Consider the following 26,584-nt stretch of genomic DNA (forward strand, 5'->3'; position numbering starts at 1 on the left):
GGCGGGTCAGAGACGTTCGATGATGGTGACGTTGGCGGTGCCGCCGCCCTCGCACATCGTCTGGAGGCCGTAGCGGCCGCCGGTGCGTTCGAGTTCGTGCAGCAGGGTCGCGAAGAGCTTGGCGCCGGTGGCGCCGAGCGGGTGACCGAGGGCGATGCCGCCGCCGTTGGGGTTGACCCGGGCGGGATCGGCGCCGGTCTCCTTCAGCCACGCCAGCACGACGGGCGCGAAGGCCTCGTTGATCTCGATCACGTCGATGTCGTCGATCGACAGCCCGGTCTTCTCCAGCGCCCAGGCCGTGGCGGGGATGGGGGCCGAGAGCATCATCACCGGGTCGTCGCCACGCACCGAGAGGTGGTGGATCCGCGCCCGCGGGGTCAGACCGTGCTGCGCGAGCGCCGCCTCCGACACCACGAGGGTGGCCGCGGCGCCGTCGCAGATCTGGGAGGCGACGGCAGCGGTGAGCGACGATCCCTCGGCGAGCACCTTCAACCCGGCCATCTTCTCCAGGGATGTCTCGCGGGGGCACTCGTCGACGACGCACTCCCCCAGCGCCACGGTCTCTCGATCGAAACGTCCCTCGGCGATGGCCGCGAGCGCGCGCCGGTGCGATTGCAGCGCCCACCCCTCCATGTCCTCGCGACTGATGTCCCACCGCTTGGCCATCATGTCGGCGCCGGTGAACTGCGAGATGTCGGCGCCGCCGAAACGGTCGGCCCAGCCCGTCGACCCGGTGAACGGGGTGTCGAAGCCGTACTCGCGCCCGGCGAGCATGGCCGCCGAGATCGGGATGGCACTCATGTTCTGCACGCCGCCGGCGAGCACCACGTCCTGGGTTCCGCTCATCACCGCCTGGGCGGCGAAATGGATTGCCTGCTGCGATGACCCGCACTGGCGGTCGATGGTGGTGCCGGGCACGCCGAGCGGCTGACCGGCCGCGAGCCACGCCGAGCGGGCGATGTTGCCCGCCTGCGGTCCGATGGTGTCGACGCAGCCGAAGATCACGTCGTCGACCGCGTTCGGGTCGATACCGGTGCGCTCGAGAACGGCGTTGATGACGTGGGCCCCCATGTCGGCGGGATGCGTCGTGGCCAGCGACCCGTGGCGTCTGCCGACCGGCGTCCGGCGGGAGTCGACGATGTAGGCCTGCGGTTGTGACATCGAGAATTCCTTTTCGCTCAGGCGCGTTGGCTGGAGATCGAGACGGTCTCGCCGGTGAGGTAGGTGGTGTAGTCGCTGGCGAGCATGGCGATGGTGGCGGCGATCTCCCACACCTCGGCGGCACGGCCGTAGGCCTCCCGCGACGCCAGTTCGTCGAGCAGTTCGTCGCTCGTCACCTTGGCGAGGAACGGGTGTCTCGCGATCGACGGCGCCACGGCGTTGATGCGCACGCCGTACTCGGCCGCCTCGATCGCCGAGCACCGGGTCAGCGCCATCACGCCGGCTTTCGCCGCCGCGTAATGGGATTGGCCCTTCTGGGCGCGCCAACCGAGGACCGACGCGTTGTTGACGATCACGCCCCCGTGCGGTGCCGCCGCGAAGTACCGCAGCGCCGCGCGGGTGGCTCGGAAGGTGCTGTTCAGCGTGATGTCGAGGACGCGGTCCCACGCCTCGTCGGCCATCTCGACGATCGGGGTCTCGCCACCGAGGCCGGCGTTGTTGACCAGCACGTCGATGCGGCCGAGCTCGCGGGCGGCGGTGTCGATCAGCTCGTCGACCTGCGCGGTCTGCGACACATCGCAGACCGCCTGCGTCACCGTCTGATCCGGGAACTCGGCCACGAGCTTCCGGGCGGTCTCGCCGAGTCGGCGCTCGTGGAAGTCGCTGACGAGGACGTCGGCACCCTCGAGCAGTGCGCGACGCGCGGTGGCGAACCCGATTCCGGTTCCCGCCGCGGCCGTGACCACCACCGCGCGGCCCGCGAGCAGCCCGTGCCCGGGTATCTCCTTCGGCGGTAACGACAGATCGCCAGGGCCCCGATCGTGGGACGTGTCACTCATGGTCGCGCCTCTCGCGGCAGGCCGAGCACCCGTTCGGCGATGATGGTGCGCTGGATCTCGTTCGAGCCACCGTAGATGGTGTCGGCACGGGAGAAGAGGAACAACCGTTGCCACGGACCGAGTTCGACGTGGTCGGGTGCGGTGATGTCGTTGGCGACGCCCTCGCTGGTGTGGTCGGGGGCGATCAGCGCAGGCGCACCCGAGATGGCAAAAGCGAGTTCGCCGAGATCACGATGCCAGTTGGCCCACAACAACTTCGACACCGACGCCTGCCCGCCGGCGCCGCCGGTGTCGACCGTGGCCAGCGTGCGCAGGGCATGGGCGCGCATCACCTGCAGACCCACGTGGGCGGTCACGAGTCGACCGCGGATCTCGGGATCGGAGGCGGCGCCGGTCGACTTCGCCAGATCGACGAGTCGGTCGAGTTCGCGCGCGAAGCCGACCTGCTGACCGAGGGTGGAGACGCCGCGTTCGAACTCGAGGAGCCCCATCGCCACCTTCCACCCGTCGCCGGGGGCGCCGACGATGAGATCGGCGTCGGTGACGGCGTCGTCGAAGAAGACCTCGTTGAACTCCGATGTGCCGGTGAGCTGTTGGATGGGGCGCACGGTGACGCCGGGCTGGTCGAGCGGCACCAGCAGGAAGCCGAGGCCGTGGTGACGTGTCGAACCGCGTTCGACGCGGCACAGCACGAACGCCCACTGCGCGACGTGGGCGAGCGACGTCCAGATCTTCTGCCCGTTGATGACCCAGCGACCGTCCTCCAGCCGCGCGCTGGTCGACACCCCGGCGAGGTCGGAGCCGGCGCCGGGTTCGGAGTACCCCTGTGCCCATAGTTCGGAGACGTCGGCGATCGGCGGGAGAAACCGTTCCTTCTGGGCGTCGGTGCCGAAGGCGATGAGCGTGGGGCCGAGCAGTTCCTCGCCGAGGTGGTTGACCCGCGCGGGTGCGTCGGCGCGGGCGTACTCGGTGTGGAACGCGATGCGCTGGGCGAGAGTGGCGTTGCGGCCTCCGTGTTCGGTCGGCCAGCCCAGACACGTCCACCCCGCGCGCGCGAGGTGGCGGTCCCATTCGAGGCGCCGGGCGAAGAACTCGTGTTCGCTGCCCGGTCCGCCCCGACCGACGAGGGGTGCGAACTCCCCCGTGAGGTTCTCGCGTAGCCAGGTGCCGACCGACGACGCGAAATCGTCCACCGATCCCGGATGTCGACCCAGGTCGACACCTCGGTCGGCAAGATTGGTCGCAGTCATGAGCCCTAGCGTAACCTACCAAGCACTTGCTTGTTTTTGCTGCCTCGATACCCGGAGGAGAGCCGCGTGACAAACCATCAGACCAGCGTCGCCGCACTGCGTGCGGTCGCGTCCGAGCATCCCGACGGTGTCGCGATTGTCGACGACCAGTGGGGCGAGGACGTCCGGTTGACCTGGTCGCAACTGCTGGCGGCGGTCCGCACGTTCGCCGCCGCGCTCGTCGACAACGGCATCGCCGCGGGTGATCGGGTCGCGATCTGGGCACCCAACAGCGCGCATTGGCCGATCGCGGCACTCGGCGCGCACTACGCCGGTGCGACGCTGGTCCCGCTCAACACCCGCTACACCGCGACCGAGGTGCTCGACGTCCTGGTGCGCACCCACGCGCGTGCGCTGGTCGTGGCGGGAGCGTTCCTCGGCACCGACCGGCTCGCCGACCTGACCGGGTTGGTCGACCTCGCCTCCGACACCGATGTGCGGCTCGCCGTTCGGATCCCACTCGACGACCTGACGCAGTCCCCCGCCGACCACGTTCGAGGTCTGGCGATCGACTGGGACGACTTCCTCGCCGGCGCCACCGCGGATGCGCGGGCGCAGGCCGACATCCGCGCCGACGCCGTGGCACCGGAGGACCTGTCCGACATCCTGTTCACCTCGGGCACCACCGGACGCAGCAAGGGCGTGTTGGCCGAGCATCGACAGTCGATGGCCGGCGCGCGGGCATGGGGTGCCAACGGACGTCTGTCCTCCGATGACCGCTATTTGATGGTCAACCCCTACTTCCACACCTTCGGCTACAAGGCGGGCATCCTCGCGTGCACGCTGTTCGCGACCACGATGGTGCCCCTGGCCGTCTACAGCGCACCGGCGGCGATGGCCGCCGTGCAACGACACCGGGTCACGGTGTTCCCGGGGGCGCCGACCATCTTCCAGACGATCCTGGACGACCCGGACCGGGCCACGGCGGACCTCTCGTCGCTGCGCCTGGTGGTCACCGGCGCCGCGATCGTGCCGGTGGTGCTGATCGAACGCATCCAGCGCGATCTCGGCGTCGACACCGTGATCACCGCCTACGGGCTGAGCGAGGCCAGCGGCTTCGTGTCGACGTGCACCCCCGACGACGACGACCTGACCGTCGCGACGACGTGCGGGCGGGCGTTCGAGGGCATGGAGATCACGCTGTCGGAGGCCGGCGAGGTGCTCACCCGTGGTGCGATGGTGATGCGCGGCTACCTCGACGACCCCGTCGCGACGGCCGAGACCATCGACGCCGACGGGTGGCTGCACACCGGCGACATCGGCACCATCGACGATCGCGGCAATCTGTCGATCACCGATCGACTCAAGGACATGTACATCTGCGGCGGATTCAACGTCTATCCCGCCGAGGTGGAACAGACGTTGACGCGTATCGCCGACGTGACCGAAGCCGCCGTCGTGGGCGTACCCGACGAGCGACTCGGAGAAGTCGGCCGCGCATTTCTCACCGTGCGATCAGGGGCGACCATCGACGCCGGTTACGTGATCGAACACTGCCGTTCCACTTTGGCGAATTTCAAGATCCCGCGCAGTGTGATCGTGATCGACGAATTCCCGCGGAACGCTGCCGGGAAGATCCTCAAACGCGAACTCCTCGCCGGAACGGTGAATTCAGGAGCGGAATAGCCGGCCGAGCGCGGCGGTCAGTGCGCGGCGTTGTAGAGCTCGACGATGTCGCTCGACACCCGGCCCCGCGCCGACACCCCGTGTCCGTTGCGCCGCGCCCACTCGCGGATCGCGGCGCTCTGGCCTGTGTCGACACCGTTCGACGTGGCCGACGAGCGACCCCGACGCTTCCCGCCGACACGGCGCGCGTGCTCGACCCAGGTGTCGATCTCGGCGCGCAGACGTGCTGCGTTCTCGGCGGAGAGATCGATCTCGTAACTGATCCCGTCGATACCGAATTCCACGGTCTCGTCGGCCGATGCGGTGTCGTCGACGTCATCCACCAGGGTGACCGTCACCTTTTTCGCCATGTTTCTGCCCCCACCATGAATTTCTCGACTCGTGACAATTGCCGCGGGAAATCAGGGACGAACACTCCGTCGGTGCCCCGGTCACAGCCCCCCGGCCGAAACCCACTGTAACCACATATCCCGGACACGACAATTGTCAGCGGGTGACGACCAGAGCATTCATTCGTTCGGCTTCACGAACGGAAAGAGGATTGTCTCCCGGATTCCCAATCCCGTCAGCGCCATGAGAAGTCGGTCGATACCCATTCCGGTACCGGTGGTCGGCGGCATTCCGTGTTCCATCGCGGTGAGGAATTCCTCGTCGAGGACCATCGCCTCGTCGTCACCGGCCGACGCGAGGCGCGCCTGGTCGACGAAGCGCTCCCGCTGGATCACCGGGTCGATCAGCTCCGAGTAGCCGGTGGCCAGTTCGAAGCCACGGACGTAGAGGTCCCATTTCTCGACCACGCCGGGGATCGAGCGGTGGTCGCGGGTGAGCGGTGAGGTCTCGACCGGGAAGTCGCGCACGAAGAACGGACGGTCGATGTGCTTGCCGACCTGGTCCTCCCACAGTTCCTCGACGAGTTTGCCGTGGCCGTATCCCTTGTCGCGCGGGATGGTCAGCCCGACCTTCTCGGCGAGCGCCATCAGCGTCGGCACCGTCGTCTCCGGAGTGATCTCGGTGGCCACGGCCTCCGACAACGACGGGTACATAGAGATGGTGAGCCAGTCACCGGACAGGTCGTAGACCGTGCCGTCGGCCAGGGTGGGTGTCAGGGTGCCCAGCGCCCGCTGCGCCACGTCCTGCACCAGTTCGCGGGTCATCACCGCAGAGTCGTCGTAGGTGCCGTAGGCCTGATAGGTCTCGAGCATCGCGAACTCGGGTGAATGGGTCGAGTCGATGCCCTCGTTGCGGAAATTGCGGTTGATCTCGAAGACACGCTCGAGGCCGCCCACGACGCAGCGTTTGAGGAACAGTTCGGGGGCGATCCGCAGATACATGTCGATGTCGAGGGCGTTCGAATGCGTGACGAACGGACGCGCCGCGGCGCCGCCGTGCTGGGCCTGCAACATCGGTGTCTCGACCTCGATGAACGACCGCTCCTCGAGGGCCGCCCGCAGTTCGCGGATCACCGCGACGCGGGTACGCGCGGTCTCGCGCGCGGCGGGACGCACGATGAGGTCGATGTAGCGCTGACGGACGCGCGCTTCCTCGCTGAGCTCCTTGTGCGCGACGGGCAACGGCCGCAACGCCTTCGAGGCGATCTGCCAGGCGTCGGCCATCACGCTCAGCTCACCGGTGCGGGAGCTGATCACCTCGCCGTGGACATAGACGAAGTCGCCGAGGTCGACGTCGGACTTCCACGCGGCGAGCGCCTCCTCACCGACACCGTTGAAGCTGACCATCACCTGCAGCTGGGTTCCGTCGCCCTCCTGCAGGGTGCCGAAACACAGCTTCCCCTTGTTGCGCACGAACATCACGCGTCCGACGACACCGACGTGCGTGCCGGTCGCGTGGTCGACGGGCAGGTCGGGGTGCTCGGCGCGCACCTGCGCCAGCGAGTGCGTACGCGGGATCGACACGGGGTACGCCTGGCCGCCGTCGGCGAGGATCCGGGCGCGCTTCGCGTGACGGATGCGCAGCTGCTCGGGCAGGTGGTCGGTATCGGGGCTGCCGGGGGATGTGTCGGTCACCCGCACGACCCTATCGGCACCGCCTCAGTGGGCCGAGATCACCGCGAGGTCGCGGCGCTGCGACGCGCTCAGCGGCCGGCGACCCAGGTCACGGGCGCTGCGCAGGGCGCGGTGTCCGCCGAGCAGGAACCGGGCGCCGTGCACCCCGCGCGCGTGCAGGTGCCAGGTGAGCCACTCGGCGTCGTGACCGTCGGTGCCGACGAGCAGCCAGCGGGTGTCGGTGGTGACGCCGCGCAGAGACCCGACGGTGTCGGGGACGAGGCGGTCGACGACGATCGCGGGGTCGATGGCCAGCGCGCCGGCGATGACGCCGTGGGTGTCGCGCTCACGCTGACCGCGGATGTCGACGACGCGGTGACCTGCGGCGACGGCCGCGGTGAACTCGTCGACGCGCAGCGACATCACGCCGATGCGTGCGCTGGTGACGGGAACGGACAGGGGTGAGACGGGTGCCAGGACAGGCATGGGATACCTCGAGGGTGAGATGTGTGGGCAGCAGGAATCGGTCGGGGGCTGTTCAGCCCCGACAACACTCCGCGCCACGACACGTCATCACGGGGCAGAGTCTGCCACAGGTCCGCGCTTGCGCGCACGCGCCAGGTCGTTCTGTCGCTCGAACACCAGGCGCAGTCCCTCGAGGGTGAGATGGCCGTGATGGACGTCGAGGGTGCGGCACTCGTCGAACACGAGCGGTGCGAGGTAGCCGGTCGCGACCACGGTCACCTCGTCGGTGTCGGCGAAGCCCGGTATCTCGCGACGCACCCGGGTCACCAGTCCGTCGACCTGCCCGGCGAAGCCGTAGAGGATGCCCGACTGCAGCGCCTCGACGGTGTTCTTGCCGACCACGCTGCGCGGGGGCAACAGTTCGACGGTGCGCAGGGTCACCGTGCGGGCGGCCAGCGCGTCGACGGCGAGGTCGATGCCCGGGGCGATGGCACCGCCGAGGAACTCCCCTTTCGCCGACACGACGTCGACGAGGGTGGTGGTGCCGAAATCGACGACGATGCAGGCTGTTCCGTAGGTGGCGTGGGCGGCCAACGCGTTGGCGACGCGGTCGGTGCCCACCTCCTTCGGGTTGTCGACGAGCAGGGCCACACCGGTGCGCAGTCCGGGTTCGAGCAGGACATGTGGGCCGGACCCGAAGTACTTGCCCACCACGACACGCATCTCGCGCAGCAGCGACGGGACCGTGGACAGTCCGACCACCGACACGACACGGTCGACGTCGTCGCCGAGCAGACCCCGCAGGGTCAGCGCCAGCTCGTCGGCGGTCATCCGTGGTTCGGTACGGATCCGCCAGTCACGCACCAGGTGTGCGTGGTCACCCCGGCCTGCGAACACGCCGAGGTGGATGTTGGTGTTGCCGACGTCGAGGGCGAGCAGCATCGCCGCTATCCGACGAGTTCGCGGGGATCGAGCAGACCCGAGCCGGCCGGCACATGGGCCGGGTCGGCGCCGGAGGTGACGATGCGGTTGTCGTCGTCGACGAAGACCACGTGGGGACGGTAGGTGGTCAGCTCCTCGGGGCTCAGCACGCCGTAGGCGATGATGATGACCAGATCGCCGGGGTGCACGAGATGGGCTGCGGCGCCGTTGATCCCGATCACACCGCTGCCGCGGGGGCCGGCGATGGCGTAGGTCTCGAGGCGGTTGCCGTTGTCGATGTCGACGATGGTGACCTGTTCGCCCTCGAGGATGTCGGCGGCGGTGAGCAGATCGGCGTCGATGGTCACCGACCCGACGTAGTGCAGATCGGCCTGCGTGACCCGCGCGCGGTGGATCTTCGAGGTCATCATGGTGCGGAACATGTTCTCTCAGTGCCCTTCCGGGAGATCGGCCGACGGGGTGCCGGGTTCGCCACCGCCGCGGTTGAGGAACCCGGTGCCGACGGCGACACCGACGTTGTCGAGCAGTCGGGTGGTGCCGACCCGCGCGGCGACAAGCAGTCGACCGTCACCGTGGTCGGGCGGCGGACCGAGGTCGACGCCACGTACCTCGAGGTAGTCGACGTCGATGTCGGGACGCTCGGCGAGGACACCGCGGGCGGTGGACAGGATGGCCTCGACACCCCCGGCGGCGGCGTACGCCCCGGCGACCAGTGCCGCCGACAGTGCCGTCGCCGACTCTCGTTGCGCGGGCGTGAGATACCGGTTGCGGCTCGACATCGCCAACCCGTCGGGTTCCCGCACCGTCGGCACGCCGACGATCGCGATGTCGAGGTTGAGGTCGGTGACCATCTGTCGCACCAGCACGAGTTGCTGGTAGTCCTTCTCGCCGAAGTAGGCGGCGTGCGGTGCGGCGATGGCCAGCAGCTTCGCGACGACGGTGAGCATGCCCGCGAAATGTGTGGGCCGCGAGGCTGCTTCGAGTTCGGCACCCGCGGGTCCGGGGTGGATGGTGGTGCGGGGTCCGTTGGGGTACATGTCGGCCACGGTGGGCGCGAACAACAGCTCGACCCCCATTTCTTCGCAGATCGCGCGGTCGGCGTCGAAGGTGCGCGGGTAGGCGTCGAGATCCTCCCCCACCCCGAACTGCAGGGGGTTGACGAAGATCGACACGATGACGACGGTCGGCCCCTGCGCCTTGGCGGCCCGGATGAGCTCCCGGTGACCGGCGTGCAGCGCCCCCATCGTCGGTACGAGCACCACGCGCTTGCCGGTCGACCGCAGCGCACGGCTGATCTGGGTGAGTGTCGCCGGGTCGCGGTGCACGGTCAGCGATCCCGCGACATAGGGACGTCCGGGTGCCGTCGGTTCGGGCGGGGTCACAGGTCACCTCTCCGGTGGGTCGAGCCGGTCAGGACGTCGATCAGCGCCGGCGGCGCGTCGGTGCGGGCCGCGGCGCGCAGCGACATCGCGCGGTAGGTCTCGGCGAGATCGGGGTCGGCGGCACCCAGGGCGGCGAGGTGGGCGGCGACCGCGTCGGCGTCGCCCCGCGCCACCGGCCCGGTGAGCGCCGCGGGACCGAGTTCGAGCACGTTTTGCAGGGCCGCCGACACCAGCGGTCCGAGGATGCGTTCCGGCAGCCCCGCGGCGAGCGGATCGGGATCGGCGGCGGAGAAGCCCTCACCGACCGACTGCTCGAGCGCGATGCGCAGCGCGGCGACGGCGTCGGACACGAGCGCCACAACATGATTCGCGCCGTGGGCGAGTGCGGCGTGGTAGAGCGGGCGGGCCTTCTCGGCGACGGCGACGGGTTCGCCCCCCATCTCCAGTACGAGGGAGGTGCCGACGGCGTGACCGATCTCGTCGGCCGCGGTGACCCCGAAACACGCGGAGCGCAGTCGGGTGATGTCGTCGTCGCTGTCGACGAAGGTCATCGCCGGGTGCAGGGCGAGGGGGGTCGCGCCGCGTGCGGTGAGGGGTTCGAGGATCGCGACACCGTGGGCACCGGCGGTGTGGGCGACGATCGTGCCCGGGCGGACGGCACCGGAGTCCGCGAGGTCGGCGATCACGGCGGACAGAGCGGCGTCGGGCACGCTGATGATGAGCAGTTCACTGCGGGCCGCGACGGCGGCGAGGTCGAGGACCTGTGATTCGGGCAGTCGGCGCGCGGCGCGGGAACGGGACTGGGGTGACCGGGCGACGACGGCACCCACCACGTGATCGGCGCGCTCGAGGGCGGCGCCGAGAGCGGTGCCCACCCGACCGGCCGACACGATCCCGACGGTGAGTCGGGCCGGCGTAGGCCAGTTCGCGATACCCGGTGAGGTCACCGATGTCCTCCGTTGTTCGTTCCGGTCCCAACGATCGGGTACCGGACGTTCCTCGGCGAGGATAGGTCGCCGGTCGCCTCAGCGGCCAACACGTGTGATCGGGGTCACCGGTTCGGCTGCGTCACTCATTCACGCACGACGGAGTCGTTCAGTCACGCCGACGGCGGCGGCCGCCAGGGGTGGGCGCGCGGAACTGCTCGATGAGATCCGACACCGATCGACCGTTGGCGTGGGCACCCGGCTCGGTCTCCGGGGCACGGTGCCGATCCCGACCGCGGCTGGAGGCCGAGGTGTCCCACGCCGCGGTGGTGTCGGCGACGGCCTCGGGCTCGGCGACCGGCTCGGGATCGGCGGCGGTCTGTGGTCCCGGTTCGGGCGCGGTATCCGGGGCCGACGCGGCAGCCGCCGATCGCCCATGCCGGCCGCCGGCCGCGGGGGTCTCGACCGGCGTCGCGGTCAGGCGGGGCTCGGGACGGCGCGGGGTCGTGGCCGGTGGCGCGGTCGACGATACGGGCGGCTCGGGTGTGACGGCCGCGGGCGGCGCGGGGGTCGCCCATTCGTCGGTCGGGGTCTCGTCAGTGAACATCGGGGTCTCGGGAGCCGGCGCCGAGGGCTCGGTGACCGCCGGGATGACCTCGGTCATCGACTGCGGCGGTGAGGTCGGGATCGGGGACACCGGGTCCTGCGCCGGAGCGGTGCCCGCGAAGTCCCGTTCGGCGACGACGCTGTCGTCGAGGTCCGCGGTCTGCTGCTGTGGTCCGCGGGTGCGCTCGAGTTCGGGGTATCGCTCGGTCGACAGCGCGACCCGCTGTTCGGGCAGTTCGCCCACCAGCAGTTCGAGGCTCGAGCGCAACGCCGCCACCTGAGCCTGGAGCTCGTGGAGCTCCTCGTTGGTCTCGGCGCGCACCTCCTTGCGGATCTGGGCCTCGACACCGAGTTCGTACTGTCGGCGCGCGGTGATCTCGCGTTCGAGCTGCAGCTCGTACACCAGTCGCAGGTCGCGGGTCTTCGACTCGGCCGCATCGGCCTGGCGGCGGAACTTCGTCACCAGGATCGCCCCGATCACCGCCGCCCACAGCGCGGCGATGACGGCGAGGCTCGCGACGATGCTGCGGGTCGGGCTGAAGATCATCGCGACGCTCGCACCGATCGCGAGGGCGAGCAGCAGACCGAGCAGGTACTGGGCCGGACCACGGCGCTGACGGCGTGCGTCGGCCTTGCGGCCACCGGAGGTCGTCATGGGCGTCAACATACCTGCGTTCGCGCGACGGTTGTGCGAGGTCGACCGGTGGTTCCCCGACGAGAGTTGCCGGGGGTACTCACAGAGACGTCAGACCGCGGGGCCCGAGACGCCGGCGTCGGTGGGATCGTCGGGTGTCCGACAGCAGTATTCGAGCCAGAGAGCCGCCGCGCCGAGCGCCACCGCACCGATCAGACCGACGACGGCCGACGGGGTGTCGTGGTCGGCGGCCGAGGAATCGTTCTGCGCCAGCAGATATGCCAGCAAACCGACCCACACCCCCACCGCGAGTGCGGCGAGCAGGGCCGACGACTTGGCGAGCGCGAGCACCCGCGCGGCGGTGATCGGATGCAGCTGTTCGCGGCTCGAGCCGACCTGCGCGCGCGCCACCCGCGATCGCACGACGAACGCGATCACGACCTCGAGCGCGGCGAGGACGTAGAGGATCAGTCCGGCCAGCAGCGGCAGCGGCGGCAGTTCGCCGTAGCTGACGCGGACCAGCAACCACACGACGACCGCGACGACGGCGGCCACACCGAGCAGGTCACGGACGCGGGTGGGCTTGAGGCCCGGTTCGTCGGGGTCGTCGCCGCGACGGTTGCCGCGCGGTCCGGGCCCGCGGGTCGTCACGAGACACCCCGCGCCGTCGTCGACCACTGCTCGACGTCACGCCGACGGACGCCGTCACGCTCGGCGGGGTCGAGGGCGTCGACCAGCTCGGTCACCGGACGATCGCCGTCCGGCGTCCGCAGGGTGGCGCCCGGATCGGCGTCGAGCCACGGGATCAGCACGAACGCCCGCAGGTGGGCGCGCGGATGCGGCAGGGTCAACACGGGGTCGTCGCTGACCGCGACCTGCCCGTCGATGCTCGCGGTGACGAGGTCGACATCGAGTGTGCGCGGGCCCCAGCGGGTCTCGCGGCTGCGCTGCGCTGCGCGTTCGAGTGCGAAGCCGGTCTCGAGCCAGTCGACGGGTGACCGGTCCGGGTCGTCGACGACGAGGACGGCGTTGTCGAAGTCGTCCTGGGCCACCGGACCCCACGGCGGGGTCGAGAACACCGCCGACACCGCCACGAGGTGCTCGGCGACGTGCTCGCGGACCGAGGCGAGAAGTTCGAGGCGGTCGCCCATGTTCGACCCGATCGACAACACGGCTCGACTCATCGGTCCCCTCGCGGCGAGCGCGAACGCCGTGCGATGACGGCGACGTCGGCGAAGGTCAGCGGGATGGGCGCCGACGGCTTGTGCAGCGTGACCTCGCAGGCCGCCACGCGCTCGTCGCGCATGATGTCCTCGGCGATCTCGGCGCTCACCGTCTCGATGAGATCCCGTGGCTCCCCCGCGACGATGTCGTGGGCCCGCTGTGCGAGACCGCCGTAGTCGACGGTGTCGGCGAGGTCGTCGCTCGCCGCGGCCGGGCGCAGGTCGAGCCACAACACGAGGTCGACGACGAAATCCTGACCGTCGCGGCGCTCGTGGTCGAACACCCCGTGATGACCGCGAACGACCAAGCCGCGCAACTCGATCCGGTCAGCCATCCACTCGTCCCCTACGTCCGCCGTCGTTCCATGCCGTCGCGACGGCGATGGCGTCGCGGCTCGAGACCACATCGTGCACGCGCACGCCCCATGCGCCGTTCATCGCGGCCAGCGCGCTGATGGCCGCGGTGGCGACCTCGCGTCCGGCCGGCGGGCGCGGATCGGCGTCGCCGCCGAGCAGCGCACCGAGGAAGCGTTTGCGCGATGCCCCGACGAGCACCGGGAAACCGAGACCGACCAGCGTCGGCAGGGCGTGCAGCAGGGCCCAGTTGTGTTCGGTGGCCTTGGCGAACCCGAGTCCGGGGTCGAGGATCACCGATCCCGGGTCGACGCCCGCCGACACCGCGGCATCGACCTGGGAGAGCAGTTCGCCGCTCACCTCGGCGACCACGTCGCGGTAGCCGCCGACGTCGTCGACCCGGTGGGCGAAGCGTTGCTCGCCGGCGCGGTCGAGTGCCGGTCGCCAGTGCATGAGGATCCACGGCACGCCCGCGTCGGCGACGACCCGCGCCATGTCGGGGTCGGCGCGGCCACCGGACACGTCGTTGACGACCTGCGCACCGGCGGCGACAGCGGCCTCGGCGACCGGGGCGTGCATGGTGTCGACGGAGATGACGATCCCTTCGTCCGACAGCGCGCGGACCACCGGCACGACGCGGGCGATCTCGGTCTCGGGGTCGATGCGCACGGCGCCGGGTCGGGTCGATTCACCACCGACGTCGACGAGGTCGGCTCCCTCGCGGGCGAGTCGGCGACCGTGGGCGACGGCGGCGTCGGTGTCGAGGTACCGGCCGCCGTCGGAGAAGGAATCGGCGGTCACGTTGAGGACGCCGATCACCCTGGTCGCACCGCCGGTGGTGGCGATGGACGCACGGGGTGCGGGCTCCGATGACACCCGGTCAGCGTAGGCGAGGGTCACCGTGTCGGGACTCGGTGCTGGGTCTAGGAGCGCCGCGCGATGAGGTCGAGCGCCTCACCGCGACTCACGGCGCTGGTCTTGAACACCCCGCGCACCGCGGAGGTTGTCGTCGAGGCACCGGGCTTGCGGATGCCGCGCATGGCCATGCACAGGTGCTCGGCCTCGATCACGACGATCACCCCGCGCGGGTCGAGTTTGCGCACGAGGGCGTCGGCGATCTGTGTGGTGAGGCGCTCCTGCACCTGGGGGCGCTTGGCGTAGAGATCGACCACCCGCGCCAGTTTCGACAGGCCGGTGACCTGGCCGTCCTTGCCGGGGATGTACCCGACGTGGGCGACGCCGTGGAACGAGACCAGGTGGTGCTCGCAGGTCGAGTACATCGGGATGTCCTTGACCAGCACCAGCTCGTCGTGACCGACGTCGAAGGTGGTCGCGAGGACGTCGTCGGGTTCGACGTGCAGTCCGCCGAACATCTCCTGATACGCCCGCGCCACGCGTGCCGGCGTCTCCTTCAGACCGTCCCGGTCGGGATCCTCACCGATCGCGACGAGCAACTCACGGACCGCCGCCTCTGCGCGGGGCTGGTCGAAAGGTGCGATGGCGGCACGGTTCTCGTCGGTTCTGGTCATCAGGAGCTCGCTCTTCTGTGAGTGCCCGCGGTCATGTCTGGGGTGAACGTGTGTGGGGTGGGGGATGTGCGATACGTCGCCGGCCCTGGTGGGCCGGCGACGTGGGGGGTCATCGCGGCGGCTGGGATCCGTTGCCGTCACGCGGCGGCCAACCGGGAGCCGACCAGCCGTCCGGGGCGCCGTAGTCGGGACGGGTCCCGGTGTCCGGGGCGGGGTAGCCCGGGTTCTGCTGGCGCGGAACCGGTTGCGGCTCGGGCTGATGGCCGGGGTTTCCGTACCCGGGTCCCTGGTGGCCGGGGGCGGGATAGCCCTGCGGGTAACCGGGGTAGGCCTGGCCCTGTCCGTGGGGTTGCGGCTGACCGTGGGGTTCGGGCTGCCCGTAGCCGTTGGGTGCGTAGCCGTTCGGGCCGTTCTGCCCGTAGCCGTTGGGTGCGTAACCGTCACCGTTGTGGCCGTTCCCGTTGTACCCGTTGCCGTTGTAGCCGTTCGGCGCGTAACCGTTGGCGCCGACCGGCTCCTTGCGGAGATCGGGGGCGGGCTCCGGGGGCCATGGCTCGCCGCGCTCGATGGCCAGCTCGCCCGGCGTCTTCACCGGCGGCTTGTCGCTGGGCGTGCGGTCACCGAACTCGTTGAACGTGGTGATGCGCGGACGCTTCTCCACGTTCGAGAAGATCACCTCGAGATCCTTGCGGGTCAGCGTCTCGCGTTCGAGCAGCTGGGTCGCGAGGTCGTCGAGGGTGTCGCGGTACTCGTTCAGGATCGCCCACGCCTCGGTGTGTGCGGCCTCGATGAGACGACGGACCTCGTCGTCGATCTCGGCGGCGACCTCCGAGGAGTAGTCGCTCTGCGCGCCCATCGATCGGCCGAGGAACGGGTCGCCCTGCTCCTGGCCGTAGCGGACGGCGCCGAGCTTGGCGCTCATGCCGTACTCGGTGACCATCGCGCGGGCGATCTTCGTCGCCTGGTCGATGTCGGACGAGGCACCGGTGGTCGGCTCGTGGAACACGAGTTCCTCGGCGGCACGCCCACCCATCGCCATCACCAGACGCGCGATCATCTCCGAGCGCGTCATCAGGTCCTTGTCCTGCTCCGGCACGGCCAGCGCGTGACCGCCGGTGCGACCGCGGGCGAGGATGGTGACCTTGTAGATCGGGTCGAGATCGGGCATCGCCCACGCGGCGAGGGTGTGTCCACCCTCGTGGTAGGCGACGATCTTCTTCTCCTGCTCGCTGATGATGCGGCTCTTGCGGCGCGGTCCACCGACGACGCGGTCGACCGACTCCTCGAGCAGTTCGGCGGTGATCGTCGTCCGGTTCTCGCGGGCGGCGAGCAACGCCGACTCGTTGATGACGTTGGCCAGGTCGGCGCCGGACATGCCCGGCGTCCGCTTGGCGAGACCGTCGAGATCGGCGTCGGGGTCGATCGGCTTGCCCGCGGCGTGCACCTTGAGGATCGCCTTGCGGCCGGCGATGTCGGGGTTGCCGACCGGGATCTGCCGGTCGAAACGGCCGGGTCGCAGCAGCGCCGGGTCCAGGATGTCTGGGCGGTTGGTCGCCGCGATCAGGATGACGCCGGAGCGCTCGCCGAAGCCGTCCATCTCGACGAGGAGCTGGTTCAGGGTCTGCTCACGCTCGTCGTGACCGCCGCCCAGGCCGGCGCCGCGCTGACGTCCGACGGCGTCGATCTCGTCGACGAAGATGATGCAGGGGCTGTTGTTCTTGGCCTGCTCGAACAGGTCACGAACACGCGAGGCGCCGACACCGACGAACATCTCGACGAAGTCCGAGCCGGAGATGGTGAAGAACGGGACGCCGGCCTCGCCGGCGACGGCGCGCGCGAGGAGAGTCTTGCCGGTACCGGGAGGGCCGTAGAGCAGCACGCCGCGCGGGATCTTGGCGCCGAGCGCCTGGTAGCGCGCGGGGTTCTGCAGGAAGTCCTTGATCTCGTAGAGCTCCTCGACCGCCTCGTCGGAACCGGCGACGTCGGCGAACGTGGTCTTCGGATGATCCTTCGACAGCTGCTTGGCCTTGGACTTGCCGAAGCCCATGACCCCGCCCTTGCCGCCACCCTGCATGCGGCTCATCACGAAGAAGAAGAGTCCGAACAGGATCAGCATCGGGAGGATGAAGATCAGGATCTGCCACAGCGCCGATTCCTGGGTGACGTTGGTCTGGTACTTGGCCCCGGACTCGCGGACGGAATCGAACACGAACTCGCTGCCCCGGGCCGGGTACTTGGCGCTGATCTTGGTGGTGCCGTCGACGGAGTTGCGGAGCTCGAGACGGAGCTGCTGCTCACGGTCGTCGATCTCGACGTTCGACACGTTCTTCGTGTTCAGCTGGGTGAGGGCGACCGACGTGTCCACGCTCTTGTATTCGCGATCACCGTCGCGCAGGAAGGTCCACCCCCAGATCGCGAGCACGATGACAGCGACGATGGCCAAATTGCGGAATACAGTCTTACGGTTCATCACGTCCCAGCCGGCGCCGGCGCGTCCCTTCGATGTAGGTACACCTGAACTGTCAGGCTACCTGTCAACGTCGCGGCACGACGCAGCGTTCCCGGACGACGGTACGAGCTCCCGGCGAAGCGGACGCGCAGGTCAGCGGTCACCCGGGGCGTCCGCGGCGCCCGCCGTCGACGACCCAGGAGGCCCCATCCCATGACCGCACGCCGCATCGACGTGGTGACGATCCCCGGCGACGGCATCGGTCCCGACCTGGTCGCAGGCGCCGTCGCGGTGATGCACGCGGCCGCCCGCCACGTCGGTGTCGACCTCGACATCGAACCCATCGACGCAGGTGCAGCGGTTTTCCGTGCCACCGGGTCGGCGTTTCCCGCCGACCGACTCGACCGCCTGCGCACCGCCGACGGCGTGCTGAAGGGTCCGGTCGGCCTGCCGGAGGTGCGCCATCCCGACGGCACCGAGGCCGGCGTCCTCGGCGGCATCCTGCGCACCGGCCTCGACACCTACGCGAACGTGCGACCGGTGCGGCTGATGCCGGGCATCACCGGCGCGACCCGGCACGCGCCGGGTGAGATCGATTACGTCATCGTCCGGGAGAACACCGAGGGCCTCTATCTCTCGCGCGGCAACGGGGTCGCCACCACCGAGGCGGCCGTCGACCAGCTGATGGTGACCCGGGTCGGCGTCGAACGCGTCGCGCGCCACGCGTTCGAGCTGGCCCGCGGTCGCCCCGGTGCACCCGTCGACGGTGTCCGCCGGGTCACCTGTGTCGACAAGAGCAACGTGCTGCGGAGCTACGCGCTGTTCCGGTCGGTGTTCGACACCGTCGCCGCGCAGTATCCCGACATCGCCGCCGAGCACCTCTACGCCGACGCCGCCGCCCACGACCTCGTGGTGCGCCCCGAACGGTTCGACGTGCTCGTGATGGAGAACTTCCTCGGCGACATCCTCAGCGATCTCGGTGCGGGGACGGTCGGCGGGCTGGGGATGTGCGCATCGGGCAACATCGGGGACCACGCGGCCTACTTCGAGCCCATCCACGGCAGCGCACCCGACATCGCGGGCACCGACCGCGCCAATCCGATCTCCCAGATCCTCAGCGCCGCACTGCTGTTCGATCATGTCGGGCTCGGCGACGCGGGTGATCTCATCCGCGCCGCGGTCGTCGGCGCACTGGGTGAGGCGACGCTGCGGATCGGTTCCGACGGATGCCCGGTGGGCGGGACCGCGGCCGCTGTCGCCGAGATCGTGCGCCGCATCGACGCCTGAGGACGTCGCCGGTCGCTACCGTGGGTTCGTGGCCAGAAACGTAGCGACCAACGACCGCGTCGAACTCGACGAACTCCTCGACTTCGTCCGCACCCGACACAACCTCATCCTCACGACGACCCGCTCCGACGGCAGTCCGCAGATGTCGCCGGTGACCGGCGGGGTCGACGGCGAGGGACGCATCGTCATCTCGACCTACCCCGGGCGGGCGAAGACCCGCAACGCCGAGAAGCACCCGGAGGTGTCGGTGCTGGTCCTCTCGGCCGAGTTCAACGATGCCTGGGTGCAGGTCGACGGCACCGCCGAGGTGCTCCACCAACCCGAGTCGCTCGAGGGGCTCGTGGAGTACTTTCGGTCGATCTCCGGCGAGCACCCCGACTGGGACGAGTACCGCGCGGCGATGGCGACGCAGAACAAGTCCCTCATCCGCGTCACCCCGACTCGCTGGGGCCCCATCGCCACCGGCGGCTTCCCCCAGGACGTCGCGGCCAAGCTCGACGCGCAGGACTCCTGACCCTCACCCCGCCGACCGTGCAGTTATCCGCGTCGATCGGGCAGTTGTCCCCGTCGAGCGGGCAGTTATCTGCGTCGATCGGGCAGAGGTCCCCGTCCAGCGGGCACATATCGTCGTCGATCGGGCAGTTCCGCACGTCGAACGGGCGGAGACGGTGCGGCCGATTCGGGCAGAGACGGCAAGTGCCCGACCGATCGCTATTAGTGCACGATCGACGCGTGTAAGTGCCCGATCGACGCGTGTAAGTGCCCGGTCGGCGGGGTTTACTGCACGATCGGCGGGGTGGGCCAGCGGTCGGTGAAGAGGAGGTCGTCGAGGGGGCGTTCGGTCGCCCATCCGGTCTCGACGAGCATCGGCCGTTCGTAGAACTCGTCGACCGGGCCCAGGCACAGGACCGCGACGGGCTCGGCGCCGTCGGGGAACCCGAGCAGCCCACCGAGCACGGCCGGGTCGAACAGCGACACCCAGCCCATCCCGTACCCCTCGGCCCGCGCGGCCAGCCACAGGTTCTGGATCGCGCACGACACCGACGCCAGGTCCATCTGCGGCATCGTGCGCCGACCGAAGACGTGTCGTTCACGATGGTCGGCGAGCGCGACGACGAGCACCTCGGCCGCTTCGGCGATGCCCTCGACCTTGAGCGTCATGAAGTCGTCGGACCGCTCCCCCAGCGCGTCGGCGGTACGAACGCGCTCGTCCTCCACCAGATCGCGGATCGACGCACGGACCACACGGTCGGTGACACGCACGAACCGCCACGGTTGCATCAACCCGACGCTCGGCGCGTGGTGCGCCGCCGCCAGCAGGCGCGTCAACACGTCGTCGGGTACGACGCCACCCGCGAAATGCCGGATGTCGCGGCGCTTCTCGATCACCCGATAGACCGCGTCCCGGTCGGCGGGCGGGAACGGATCGCAGGGTCCGGGTGCGGTCACAGCCCGTCGAAGCCGGGTGCGATCCGTGGCCACGGCCGTGCCTGTTCGAGCTGCGCCGCGAGCCCCAGCAGGGTGGCCTCACTGCCCGGTCGGCCGAAGACCTGCACGGCCATCGGCGTCTTCGACGCCGGGTGCAGACCGAACGGCACCGACATCGCCGGCCATCCCAGCAGGTTGATCAGTCCGGCGAAGGGCGCGTAGCCGATGTTGGCGTACATGTTCGCGAGCCATCCGCGCTCGCTCCACCGCGCCGCGTCGATCGGGGGCCGGGCGAGCATCGGGGTCATCGCGACGTCGGCGCCGGACTCGTCGAGGTAGCGCTCCACCCGCGCCACGGTGGCGGTCTTCTGCGCCTCGGTGACGAGGCCGCGACGGTTGACGATGCGACCCAACGCGGTGTGCCGGCGGCTGCGCTTCTGCAGCTGTCGCAGATCGCCACCCTGGCTCGCGATGTCGGCGGCGTCGGCGGCCGCACCACCCACCCACCGCAGCATGAGCGGGGCGGGGTTCGTCGGATACGGGAGGTCGGCGGTGCTGATGTGGTGACCGATCTCGGCGGCGACCTGCGATGCCGCGGTCAGCGTGGCCGCCCAGTGCGGGTCGGTCGCGCCGATCGCGAGCGGGAAGTTCTCGGCCACCACGATCCGCAGTGCGCCGGCGTTCGTGCCGTCGGCCGCGGTGGCCAGGGACATGTCGTCGGCCATCACGGCGAGCATCACCCCGGCGTCGGCGACGGTGGTGGCGAGCGGGCCGTTCTCGGCCATGCCGTACCAACCGTTGCCGCCGCCCTGGGGCGGGACGACGCCCGCCCCGGGTTTGATGCCGAACAGTCCGCAGTCGGCGGCCGGGATGCGGATCGACCCGAGACCGTCGTTGCCGTGCGCCAGCAGCACCTGTCCGCTGGCGACCGCGGCCGCCGACCCACCCGACGACCCGCCCGCGGTGAGATTCCGGTTCCACGGGTTGCGGGTGATCCGATCGGGGCTGTCGGTCGCGCCGAACAGACACAGCTCGGGCACCGCGGTGATTCCGACGACCACCGCGCCCGCGGCGGTCAGCCGCGACACGATCGTGTGGTCGGCGGGTTGCGGATCGCGCACGGTGGCACGCGATCCGACGGTCATCGGCTCACCGGCGACGGCGACGTTGTCCTTGATCGCGATCGGCACGCCGGCGAGCGGCAGCGAGCCGAGGTCGGTGCGCTCGGCGAGTGCCGCGGCCTCGGCGCGCGCGGCGTGGGCGCGGACCCGGACGAAGGCGCCGACGTCGGAGTCGCGCGCGGAGATGCGTGCGAGCGCGTCGTCGACGGCCTGTTCCGGGCGCACCCGTCCGGCGGCGACGTCGGCGGCGAGAGCGATCGCGGTGGTCATGGCCGTGCCCACTCAGCCCTGGTAGACGTTCGGGTTCAACCGGCCGATGTAGGGCAGGTCGCGGTAGCGCTCGGCGTAGTCGAGTCCGTACCCGACGACGAACTCGTTCGGGATGTCGAAGCCGACCTCGGCGATGTCGACGTCGCGGCGCACGGCGTCGGGTTTGCGGAGCAGCGTGCACACCGCGATCGACTTCGGGTGCCGCGCGCTGAGGTTCTTCAGCAGCCACGACAGGGTGAGGCCGGAATCGATGATGTCCTCGACGATGAGCACGTCGCGGCCGGCGATGTCGCGGTCGAGGTCCTTGAGGATGCGCACCACACCCGACGACGACGTCGCCGAGCCGTAGGAGCTCACGGCCATGAACTCCATCTGCGACGGGATCGGCAGGGCTCGCGCGAAGTCGGTCATGAACATGATCGCGCCCTTGAGGACTCCGATGAGGACGAGGTCGTCGTCGGAGTCGGGGTACCGGGCGGCGATCGCCTGCGCCAGCTCGTGGGTGCGCTCGGCGATCTGCGCCTCGCTGATCACCACGGCCTCGATGTCGTCGCCGTAGGGGTCGCTCCCGTAACGGTCACGATTCTCGGTCACCGCATCTACCCTCTCGCCGTCGACGCGCTCTTCGCCGCTGCGCGTTCGACAGTCAGCTTGTCACGTCACGCTGTGCGGACTGCAGACGAGGCCGGATAGTGGATAAGCTGCCCATCACGAGATGATCACGAGCAAAATTCGGGTTGGTACGACAACGTGGATTTGCTGCGGCTAATATCGAATTTCTCCGACACCCCGGACGAACGCACAGCAACGCTGCTTTCGCGAGAAACCCCCACGGAGAGAACGCGAGATCGACACCGGAACACGTGTCGACCGAACGCTCGACAAGTGAACGGATTGCACGTCCATGAAGATCAAACCCGCACTCGTCTCCGCAGCGGTGGCCGTCACCACGGTGGCCGGCCTCACCACCGGCGCCCAGGCGTCGGCAGCCCCCGCGGCCGCGCCCACCGTCAACGTCGCGATCGCGAAGCAGTCGGTCTCGCTCACCGCGGTCAGCGGATCCCTCCGCACCCGCGACCAGGACCTCGAGGTCCTCGATGCGCGCGGCCGAGTCGCGCGCACCGTTCCGCTGACCCTCGTGCTGAACAACGTGTCGACTCCGGTCAAGACGTCAATCCAGGGCCGGACCGCCACCCTCACCCCGCAGGTCGGGCGGATCGAGGCGAACACCTACTTCACCGATCCGCCGCGCACCCGCAAGCAGCGCGACGACCAGGCGCTGTCGACGCTGGCCGACAATCTCGGTGTCGCGACCGGCGTGGGAGCGCTCGTCGGAACGATCATCGGCGCCGGGGTCGGATGCGTCGCCAGCGTCGTGATTCCGCTGCCGCCAATCCCCTGCTTGTCCGGCGCTGTGGTCGGTGCGGGCATCGGGGGAACGCTCGGCACCATCAGCGCCGGCGGCCCCGTCTTGATCGGCAACATCAACGAGTACTTCAAGACGATCCGCTCGCCGTTCGTTCCGCCGAAGCCGGCTCCTAGGCCTGCTCCGACGCGCTGACACCACTGCTCGTCGAACGAACACCCCGCTGAACTGAGATGGTCAGCGGGGTGTTTTCGTCACAGTCAGTTCCATACCGTCGGCCACGACGCTGAGCCGATGGTCGCTGTCCCCGCCGATGGCGACCGAGACATGCGGCCGTGGGTCGAACACGAGGTCGTCGACGGCCAGGATGAGTCGTTCGGTGGGTTCGGTCGCGCCGACGGCGATGATCCATCGGCGCACCACCCGGCGTCGGATCGCCGCGGGCAGTGCGGCGAGCACCGCGCGGTCGAGACCGTCCCCGTCACCCGACTCGACGTCGGCGGCGAGCGCGTCGAGCACCTCGGCGTCCTCGCGGAGGCGGCGTGCGGTGCGCGCCAGCGCGGGGGCGACTCCGCCGCCGAGGATGTCCTCGAGCAGCGGTAGCACCTCGGCGCGTAGTCGCGCGCGGACGAAGCGCGGATCGGTGTTGTGGGGGTCGTGCCACGGGTCGACGCCGAGTTCGGCGCAGGCGGCGTGCGTGGTCGAGCGGCGGACGCCGAGGAGCGGACGACCCCAGGGCGATGCCCAGGCGACCATGCCCGCGATCGAGCGGGGGCCCGAACCGCGTCCGAGGCCGAGCAGCACCGTCTCGGCCTGATCGTCGAGGGTGTGCGCCACCAGCACCGGCAGGCCGTCGCGTTCGGCGTCGAGAGCGTCGTAGCGGGCGCGCCGTGCCGCACCCTCGGGACCGCCACGATCGGGCACCGACACCCCGATCACCCGCGCCCGAGCGCCGAGCGCTCGCGCCTGCTCGGCGGCACGATCGGCCGCCACACGCGAATCGCGCTGCAGCCCATGATCGACGACGAGTGCGGTGACGGTCAGACCCGCTCGGACCGCGCCCGCGGTCAGCGCCAGGGAGTCGGCGCCACCGGAGAGACCGACACAGACCTCGTCGCCGATCGGGTGGCTGTCCGCGAGATCGGTGACGGCACCGGCGATCTCGCGGACCGGGCTCACAGGACCCGGTCGATCCATCGTCTCGGCTCGTCGATCTCGTCGGGGAGCGGCATGGTGTCCGGCCCGGTCCAGATCGCGTTGAAGCGCGCCATGCCGACCGTCGCGACGACCTCGTCGGTGAACGCCTTGCCCCGGATGTACTGCGCCAGTTTGGCATCCATGCCGATGAGCGAACGCAGCAGCTTCTGCAGCGGGTTCTGCGGGCGTTTGCGTCGTTGGTCGAAGGCCGCGCGGATGCGTTCCACGGTGGGCACGTGCCCCGGGCCGACGGCGTCCATCACGTGATCGGCGTGTCCCTCGAGGAGGGTCCCCAGCATCATCAGGCGGGTGAAGGCGTCGTATTGCTCGGGCGTCTGTAGCAGCTGCATCGCACCGAGAACACCCTTCTCCCTGGGCTTCTCAGACTTGAGGGCCGCCGAGATCCGCGCGACCATCTCGCCGCCCGACTCACCGTTGTCGGCGCTGATGAGCGCGATGTTGTCGAGCATGTAGCCGCGCAGCCACGGGTTGGCCGAGAACTGGACCCGGTGGGTGACCTCGTGCAGACACACCCACAGCCGGAAGTCCGACGGCACCACCTTCAGCGACCGTTCGACGGCGATGATGTTGGGTGTCACCAACATCAGCACACCGTCGTCGCCGGTGCGCGGGTCCGGGGAGAACGGGTCGTACTGGCCCAGGATCGCCCCCGACAGCAGCGCGAGCAGACCACCGGCCTGCACCCCGCCGAGACGGCCGGTGATGTTCAGGCCGCCCGGCGATCCGGGCTGCCCACCGCCGAGCATCGACGACATCGATCGGGCGGCGGCGTCGATCCACTGACCGCGGTCGAGCACCGACGCGGCCGGGACGGGCAGTCCGTCGGCGAGGCCGGTCACTTCGCGCACCGGGCTCTCGGCGGCAACGGCGGCCGAGGCGAGCTCCGACCGTGCCGCCTCGAGGGTGTAGCGCGTGGTCAGCGGGCCGGGGCGGGCGATGCGGCGACCGATCCCCGCGGCCACGCCCCAGTCGATCTGCGCGCCGGGTGACGACTCGGGGGTGGTCATCGGCACCCGCAGTCACGCAGGCGGGTCACGACGGCGTCGAGGGCCGGGCGGGCCCGGTTCGCGTCGGTCCCGTTGGACAGCAGGGCGAAGGTGAGCACGCGGTTCTCCCGGGTCTGGACGATGCCGGCGAGGGTGTTCACGTCGGTGAGGCTGCCGGTCTTGGCCTTGATCCACCCGGCACCCGACCGGGCGCCGTTGCCGAAACGGTCGGCCAGCGTGCCGGTGGCGCCGGAGATGGGGAGCATCTCGACGAGCGGTCGCAGCTTCTCGTTGCCGCTGCCGGCCGCCGCGCGCAGGATGCCGTCGAGCACCGCGGCGGAGAGCCGGTCGCGGACCGACAGTCCGTTGGTGTCGCTCAGCGAGACCCCGGCGGTGTCGAGTCCGGCCGAGGCCAGCGTCGACTGCACCGCCGCGACGCCGCCGTCGAGGCTCGACTGACCGCCGGTGGCCTGGGCGACCTCGATGGCGATGGTCTCGGCGAGGACGTCGTCGGAGTCGACGAGCATGTCACGCAGGCGGGTCTCGAGCGGCGCCGATCGCACCGACGCGATCTGGCGCGCACCGGCCGGGGCGGTCGCCTCGGTGACCGCGCTGCTCGGCACGCCGAGATCGTCGGCCAACGCCTTGCCGGCGGCGAGGGCGGGCGTCGCGCTGCGCGGCGAGTACAGCGCGGTCGGGTCGATGCGGCCCGAATCGGCCATCACCGACTCGATCGGCGCGATGCTGCCGCCGGCGATGTCGGCGGTCTCCCAGGACGGCGCGAACGACGTCCCGGTGTACAGGCTGGTGTCCACGGCGACCGAGGTGACCCGGACGCCGGAGCGCTGGACCTGGGCGGCGAGGTCGGCGATGCGTGCGGCGTCGGTGAAGAAACTGGGGGTGCCGTCGGGCTGCACCGACAACGTCGGGTCGCCGCCGCCGACGAGCACCACCTGACCGCCCGAGCCCACCACGACCGAGGTGGTGATCTGCTTGTCGAGCGGCAGGGTGAGCAGTGCGGCGGCCGCGGTGAGGACCTTCGTGGTGGAGGCGGGGATGAACGACCGCTGTGGCGACGCCGACCACAGGACCTGGCCGGTGAGTGCATCGGAGATCTGGCCGCCGAGGTCACCGAGGGCCGGGTCGGACGCGGCCGACGCGATCTGCGCGGTGATACCGGCGCCGGTGGGTTCGGGGGCGTTCGCCGCGACCGGCACCACCACGGGCGCGACCGTGACCAGCGCGGGGCGCGTCGGGACGTCGGCGGACGACGTGGTCTCGCCGGAGTCGACCGACAGCGCGACCACGACGACCACCGCTGCGACGACCACCACGGCCAGCAGCGGGATCACCGTCCACCAGACGTTGCCGCGCCTGCCCGCTCGTGCGTTCACACAACTCCTCATCGCATCTCGCGGTCGGCACCGCTCCCCGCGGCCGATCCCGCCCTCGCCACACCTGCGACCAACAGTATCGTTGT

Annotated in this window: 27 protein-coding genes; 4 read left to right on the forward strand and 23 right to left on the reverse strand. The window is 70.1% G+C overall.

The window, feature by feature from the left end:
- Positions 1 to 6 precede the first annotated feature (6 nt).
- From ACQ7HM_RS02725 to ACQ7HM_RS02735, 3 genes are read right to left on the reverse strand one after another with little or no spacing between them, the layout of a single operon-like run.
- Positions 7 to 1,161, reverse strand: coding sequence for an acetyl-CoA C-acetyltransferase (locus tag ACQ7HM_RS02725; protein WP_434214695.1), 1,155 nt, complete (start codon positions 1,159 to 1,161; stop codon positions 7 to 9).
- Between the two features lie 17 nt (positions 1,162 to 1,178).
- Entirely contained in the window at positions 1,179 to 2,000 is an 822-nt protein-coding gene (locus tag ACQ7HM_RS02730; RefSeq protein WP_434214696.1) for an SDR family oxidoreductase, read from the reverse strand.
- Positions 1,997 to 3,250 carry an acyl-CoA dehydrogenase family protein gene (locus tag ACQ7HM_RS02735; protein ID WP_434214697.1) on the reverse strand — a complete coding sequence of 418 codons (1,254 nt, stop codon included), beginning with the start codon at positions 3,248 to 3,250 and terminating at the stop codon, positions 1,997 to 1,999. The genes ACQ7HM_RS02730 and ACQ7HM_RS02735 overlap by 4 nt, the downstream gene beginning before the upstream one ends.
- Positions 3,251 to 3,316: 66 nt before the next feature.
- Between ACQ7HM_RS02735 and ACQ7HM_RS02740 the strand changes: the two genes are divergently transcribed.
- Positions 3,317 to 4,915, forward strand: coding sequence for a FadD3 family acyl-CoA ligase (locus ACQ7HM_RS02740; RefSeq protein ID WP_434214698.1), 1,599 nt, complete (start codon positions 3,317 to 3,319; stop codon positions 4,913 to 4,915).
- A gap of 17 nt (positions 4,916 to 4,932) precedes the next feature.
- On the opposite strand, the gene ACQ7HM_RS02745 is transcribed toward ACQ7HM_RS02740, so the two are convergent.
- The 14 genes from ACQ7HM_RS02745 to ftsH form a co-directional block, all read right to left on the reverse strand.
- The gene (locus ACQ7HM_RS02745) at positions 4,933 to 5,265 is read right to left on the reverse strand and encodes a histone-like nucleoid-structuring protein Lsr2 (protein WP_434214699.1); all 333 of its coding nucleotides are present in this window, start codon (positions 5,263 to 5,265) and stop codon (positions 4,933 to 4,935) included.
- A gap of 159 nt (positions 5,266 to 5,424) precedes the next feature.
- On the reverse strand, positions 5,425 to 6,939 hold the full coding sequence (gene lysS, locus ACQ7HM_RS02750; protein ID WP_434214700.1) for a lysine--tRNA ligase: 1,515 nt from the start codon (positions 6,937 to 6,939) through the stop codon (positions 5,425 to 5,427).
- 24 nt (positions 6,940 to 6,963) lie between these two features.
- Entirely contained in the window at positions 6,964 to 7,404 is a 441-nt protein-coding gene (locus ACQ7HM_RS02755) for a rhodanese-like domain-containing protein (RefSeq protein WP_434214701.1), read from the reverse strand.
- Positions 7,405 to 7,491: 87 nt separating this feature from the next.
- Positions 7,492 to 8,325, reverse strand: a complete 834-nt coding sequence (locus ACQ7HM_RS02760) for a type III pantothenate kinase (RefSeq protein WP_045824407.1) — start codon at positions 8,323 to 8,325, stop codon at positions 7,492 to 7,494.
- 5 nt (positions 8,326 to 8,330) lie between these two features.
- Positions 8,331 to 8,747, reverse strand: a complete 417-nt coding sequence (gene panD / locus ACQ7HM_RS02765; protein WP_434214702.1) for an aspartate 1-decarboxylase — start codon at positions 8,745 to 8,747, stop codon at positions 8,331 to 8,333.
- Positions 8,748 to 8,753: 6 nt separating this feature from the next.
- The gene (gene panC / locus ACQ7HM_RS02770) at positions 8,754 to 9,707 is read right to left on the reverse strand and encodes a pantoate--beta-alanine ligase (RefSeq protein WP_434214703.1); all 954 of its coding nucleotides are present in this window, start codon (positions 9,705 to 9,707) and stop codon (positions 8,754 to 8,756) included.
- Positions 9,704 to 10,654, reverse strand: a complete 951-nt coding sequence (locus tag ACQ7HM_RS02775; RefSeq protein WP_434214704.1) for a Rossmann-like and DUF2520 domain-containing protein — start codon at positions 10,652 to 10,654, stop codon at positions 9,704 to 9,706. The genes panC and ACQ7HM_RS02775 overlap by 4 nt, the downstream gene beginning before the upstream one ends.
- Positions 10,655 to 10,802: 148 nt before the next feature.
- Positions 10,803 to 11,894, reverse strand: coding sequence for a DUF6779 domain-containing protein (locus ACQ7HM_RS02780; protein ID WP_434214705.1), 1,092 nt, complete (start codon positions 11,892 to 11,894; stop codon positions 10,803 to 10,805).
- Between the two features lie 90 nt (positions 11,895 to 11,984).
- Entirely contained in the window at positions 11,985 to 12,524 is a 540-nt protein-coding gene (locus ACQ7HM_RS02785) for a DUF3180 domain-containing protein (RefSeq protein ID WP_434214706.1), read from the reverse strand.
- Complete coding sequence (gene folK, locus ACQ7HM_RS02790; protein WP_434214707.1) at positions 12,521 to 13,057, reverse strand: 2-amino-4-hydroxy-6-hydroxymethyldihydropteridine diphosphokinase; 537 nt, start codon at positions 13,055 to 13,057, stop codon at positions 12,521 to 12,523. Before folK ends, ACQ7HM_RS02785 begins: the two co-directional genes overlap by 4 nt.
- Positions 13,054 to 13,431, reverse strand: coding sequence for a dihydroneopterin aldolase (gene folB, locus ACQ7HM_RS02795; protein WP_434214708.1), 378 nt, complete (start codon positions 13,429 to 13,431; stop codon positions 13,054 to 13,056). Before folB ends, folK begins: the two co-directional genes overlap by 4 nt.
- Complete coding sequence (gene folP, locus ACQ7HM_RS02800; protein ID WP_434215612.1) at positions 13,424 to 14,266, reverse strand: dihydropteroate synthase; 843 nt, start codon at positions 14,264 to 14,266, stop codon at positions 13,424 to 13,426. Before folP ends, folB begins: the two co-directional genes overlap by 8 nt.
- A 107-nt stretch (positions 14,267 to 14,373) precedes the next feature.
- Positions 14,374 to 14,979 (reverse strand): GTP cyclohydrolase I FolE, encoded by a 606-nt coding sequence (gene folE / locus ACQ7HM_RS02805; protein ID WP_434214709.1) that lies wholly within the window; start codon positions 14,977 to 14,979, stop codon positions 14,374 to 14,376.
- A gap of 109 nt (positions 14,980 to 15,088) precedes the next feature.
- On the reverse strand, positions 15,089 to 17,449 hold the full coding sequence (gene ftsH, locus ACQ7HM_RS02810; RefSeq protein ID WP_434214710.1) for an ATP-dependent zinc metalloprotease FtsH: 2,361 nt from the start codon (positions 17,447 to 17,449) through the stop codon (positions 15,089 to 15,091).
- A gap of 192 nt (positions 17,450 to 17,641) precedes the next feature.
- Here ftsH and ACQ7HM_RS02815 point away from each other — a divergent pair, with 192 nt between their 5' ends.
- Positions 17,642 to 18,715, forward strand: a complete 1,074-nt coding sequence (locus ACQ7HM_RS02815) for an isocitrate/isopropylmalate dehydrogenase family protein (RefSeq protein ID WP_434214711.1) — start codon at positions 17,642 to 17,644, stop codon at positions 18,713 to 18,715.
- A 28-nt stretch (positions 18,716 to 18,743) separates the two neighbouring features.
- The gene (locus ACQ7HM_RS02820) at positions 18,744 to 19,229 is read left to right on the forward strand and encodes a PPOX class F420-dependent oxidoreductase (protein ID WP_434214712.1); all 486 of its coding nucleotides are present in this window, start codon (positions 18,744 to 18,746) and stop codon (positions 19,227 to 19,229) included.
- A gap of 263 nt (positions 19,230 to 19,492) precedes the next feature.
- Here ACQ7HM_RS02820 and bluB read toward each other — a convergent pair whose 3' ends face one another.
- From bluB to hpt, 3 genes are read right to left on the reverse strand one after another with little or no spacing between them, the layout of a single operon-like run.
- Positions 19,493 to 20,164, reverse strand: coding sequence for a 5,6-dimethylbenzimidazole synthase (gene bluB, locus ACQ7HM_RS02825; protein WP_434214713.1), 672 nt, complete (start codon positions 20,162 to 20,164; stop codon positions 19,493 to 19,495).
- Positions 20,161 to 21,534, reverse strand: coding sequence for an amidase (locus ACQ7HM_RS02830; protein WP_434214714.1), 1,374 nt, complete (start codon positions 21,532 to 21,534; stop codon positions 20,161 to 20,163). Before ACQ7HM_RS02830 ends, bluB begins: the two co-directional genes overlap by 4 nt.
- Before the next feature lie 12 nt (positions 21,535 to 21,546).
- Positions 21,547 to 22,128 carry a hypoxanthine phosphoribosyltransferase gene (hpt, locus tag ACQ7HM_RS02835; RefSeq protein WP_434214715.1) on the reverse strand — a complete coding sequence of 194 codons (582 nt, stop codon included), beginning with the start codon at positions 22,126 to 22,128 and terminating at the stop codon, positions 21,547 to 21,549.
- Positions 22,129 to 22,438: 310 nt separating this feature from the next.
- On the opposite strand from hpt, the gene ACQ7HM_RS02840 reads away from it, so the two are divergent.
- Complete coding sequence (locus ACQ7HM_RS02840) at positions 22,439 to 23,095, forward strand: hypothetical protein (protein WP_434214716.1); 657 nt, start codon at positions 22,439 to 22,441, stop codon at positions 23,093 to 23,095.
- Positions 23,096 to 23,137: 42 nt separating this feature from the next.
- Here ACQ7HM_RS02840 and tilS read toward each other — a convergent pair whose 3' ends face one another.
- Genes tilS through dacB form a run of 3 tightly spaced genes read right to left on the reverse strand, consistent with a single transcriptional unit; the run spans position 23,138 to position 26,498 of the window.
- Positions 23,138 to 24,097 (reverse strand): tRNA lysidine(34) synthetase TilS, encoded by a 960-nt coding sequence (tilS, locus tag ACQ7HM_RS02845; RefSeq protein WP_434214717.1) that lies wholly within the window; start codon positions 24,095 to 24,097, stop codon positions 23,138 to 23,140.
- Positions 24,076 to 25,125: a zinc-dependent metalloprotease gene (locus ACQ7HM_RS02850; RefSeq protein WP_434214718.1), complete on the reverse strand. Its 1,050-nt coding sequence runs from the start codon at positions 25,123 to 25,125 to the stop codon at positions 24,076 to 24,078. The genes tilS and ACQ7HM_RS02850 overlap by 22 nt, the downstream gene beginning before the upstream one ends.
- Complete coding sequence (gene dacB / locus ACQ7HM_RS02855; RefSeq protein WP_434214719.1) at positions 25,122 to 26,498, reverse strand: D-alanyl-D-alanine carboxypeptidase/D-alanyl-D-alanine endopeptidase; 1,377 nt, start codon at positions 26,496 to 26,498, stop codon at positions 25,122 to 25,124. The genes ACQ7HM_RS02850 and dacB overlap by 4 nt, the downstream gene beginning before the upstream one ends.
- Positions 26,499 to 26,584: the final 86 nt, after the last annotated feature.

The sequence above is a fragment of the Williamsia sp. MIQD14 genome, assembly GCF_051025635.1.
Lineage (GTDB): Bacteria > Actinomycetota > Actinomycetes > Mycobacteriales > Mycobacteriaceae > Williamsia_A.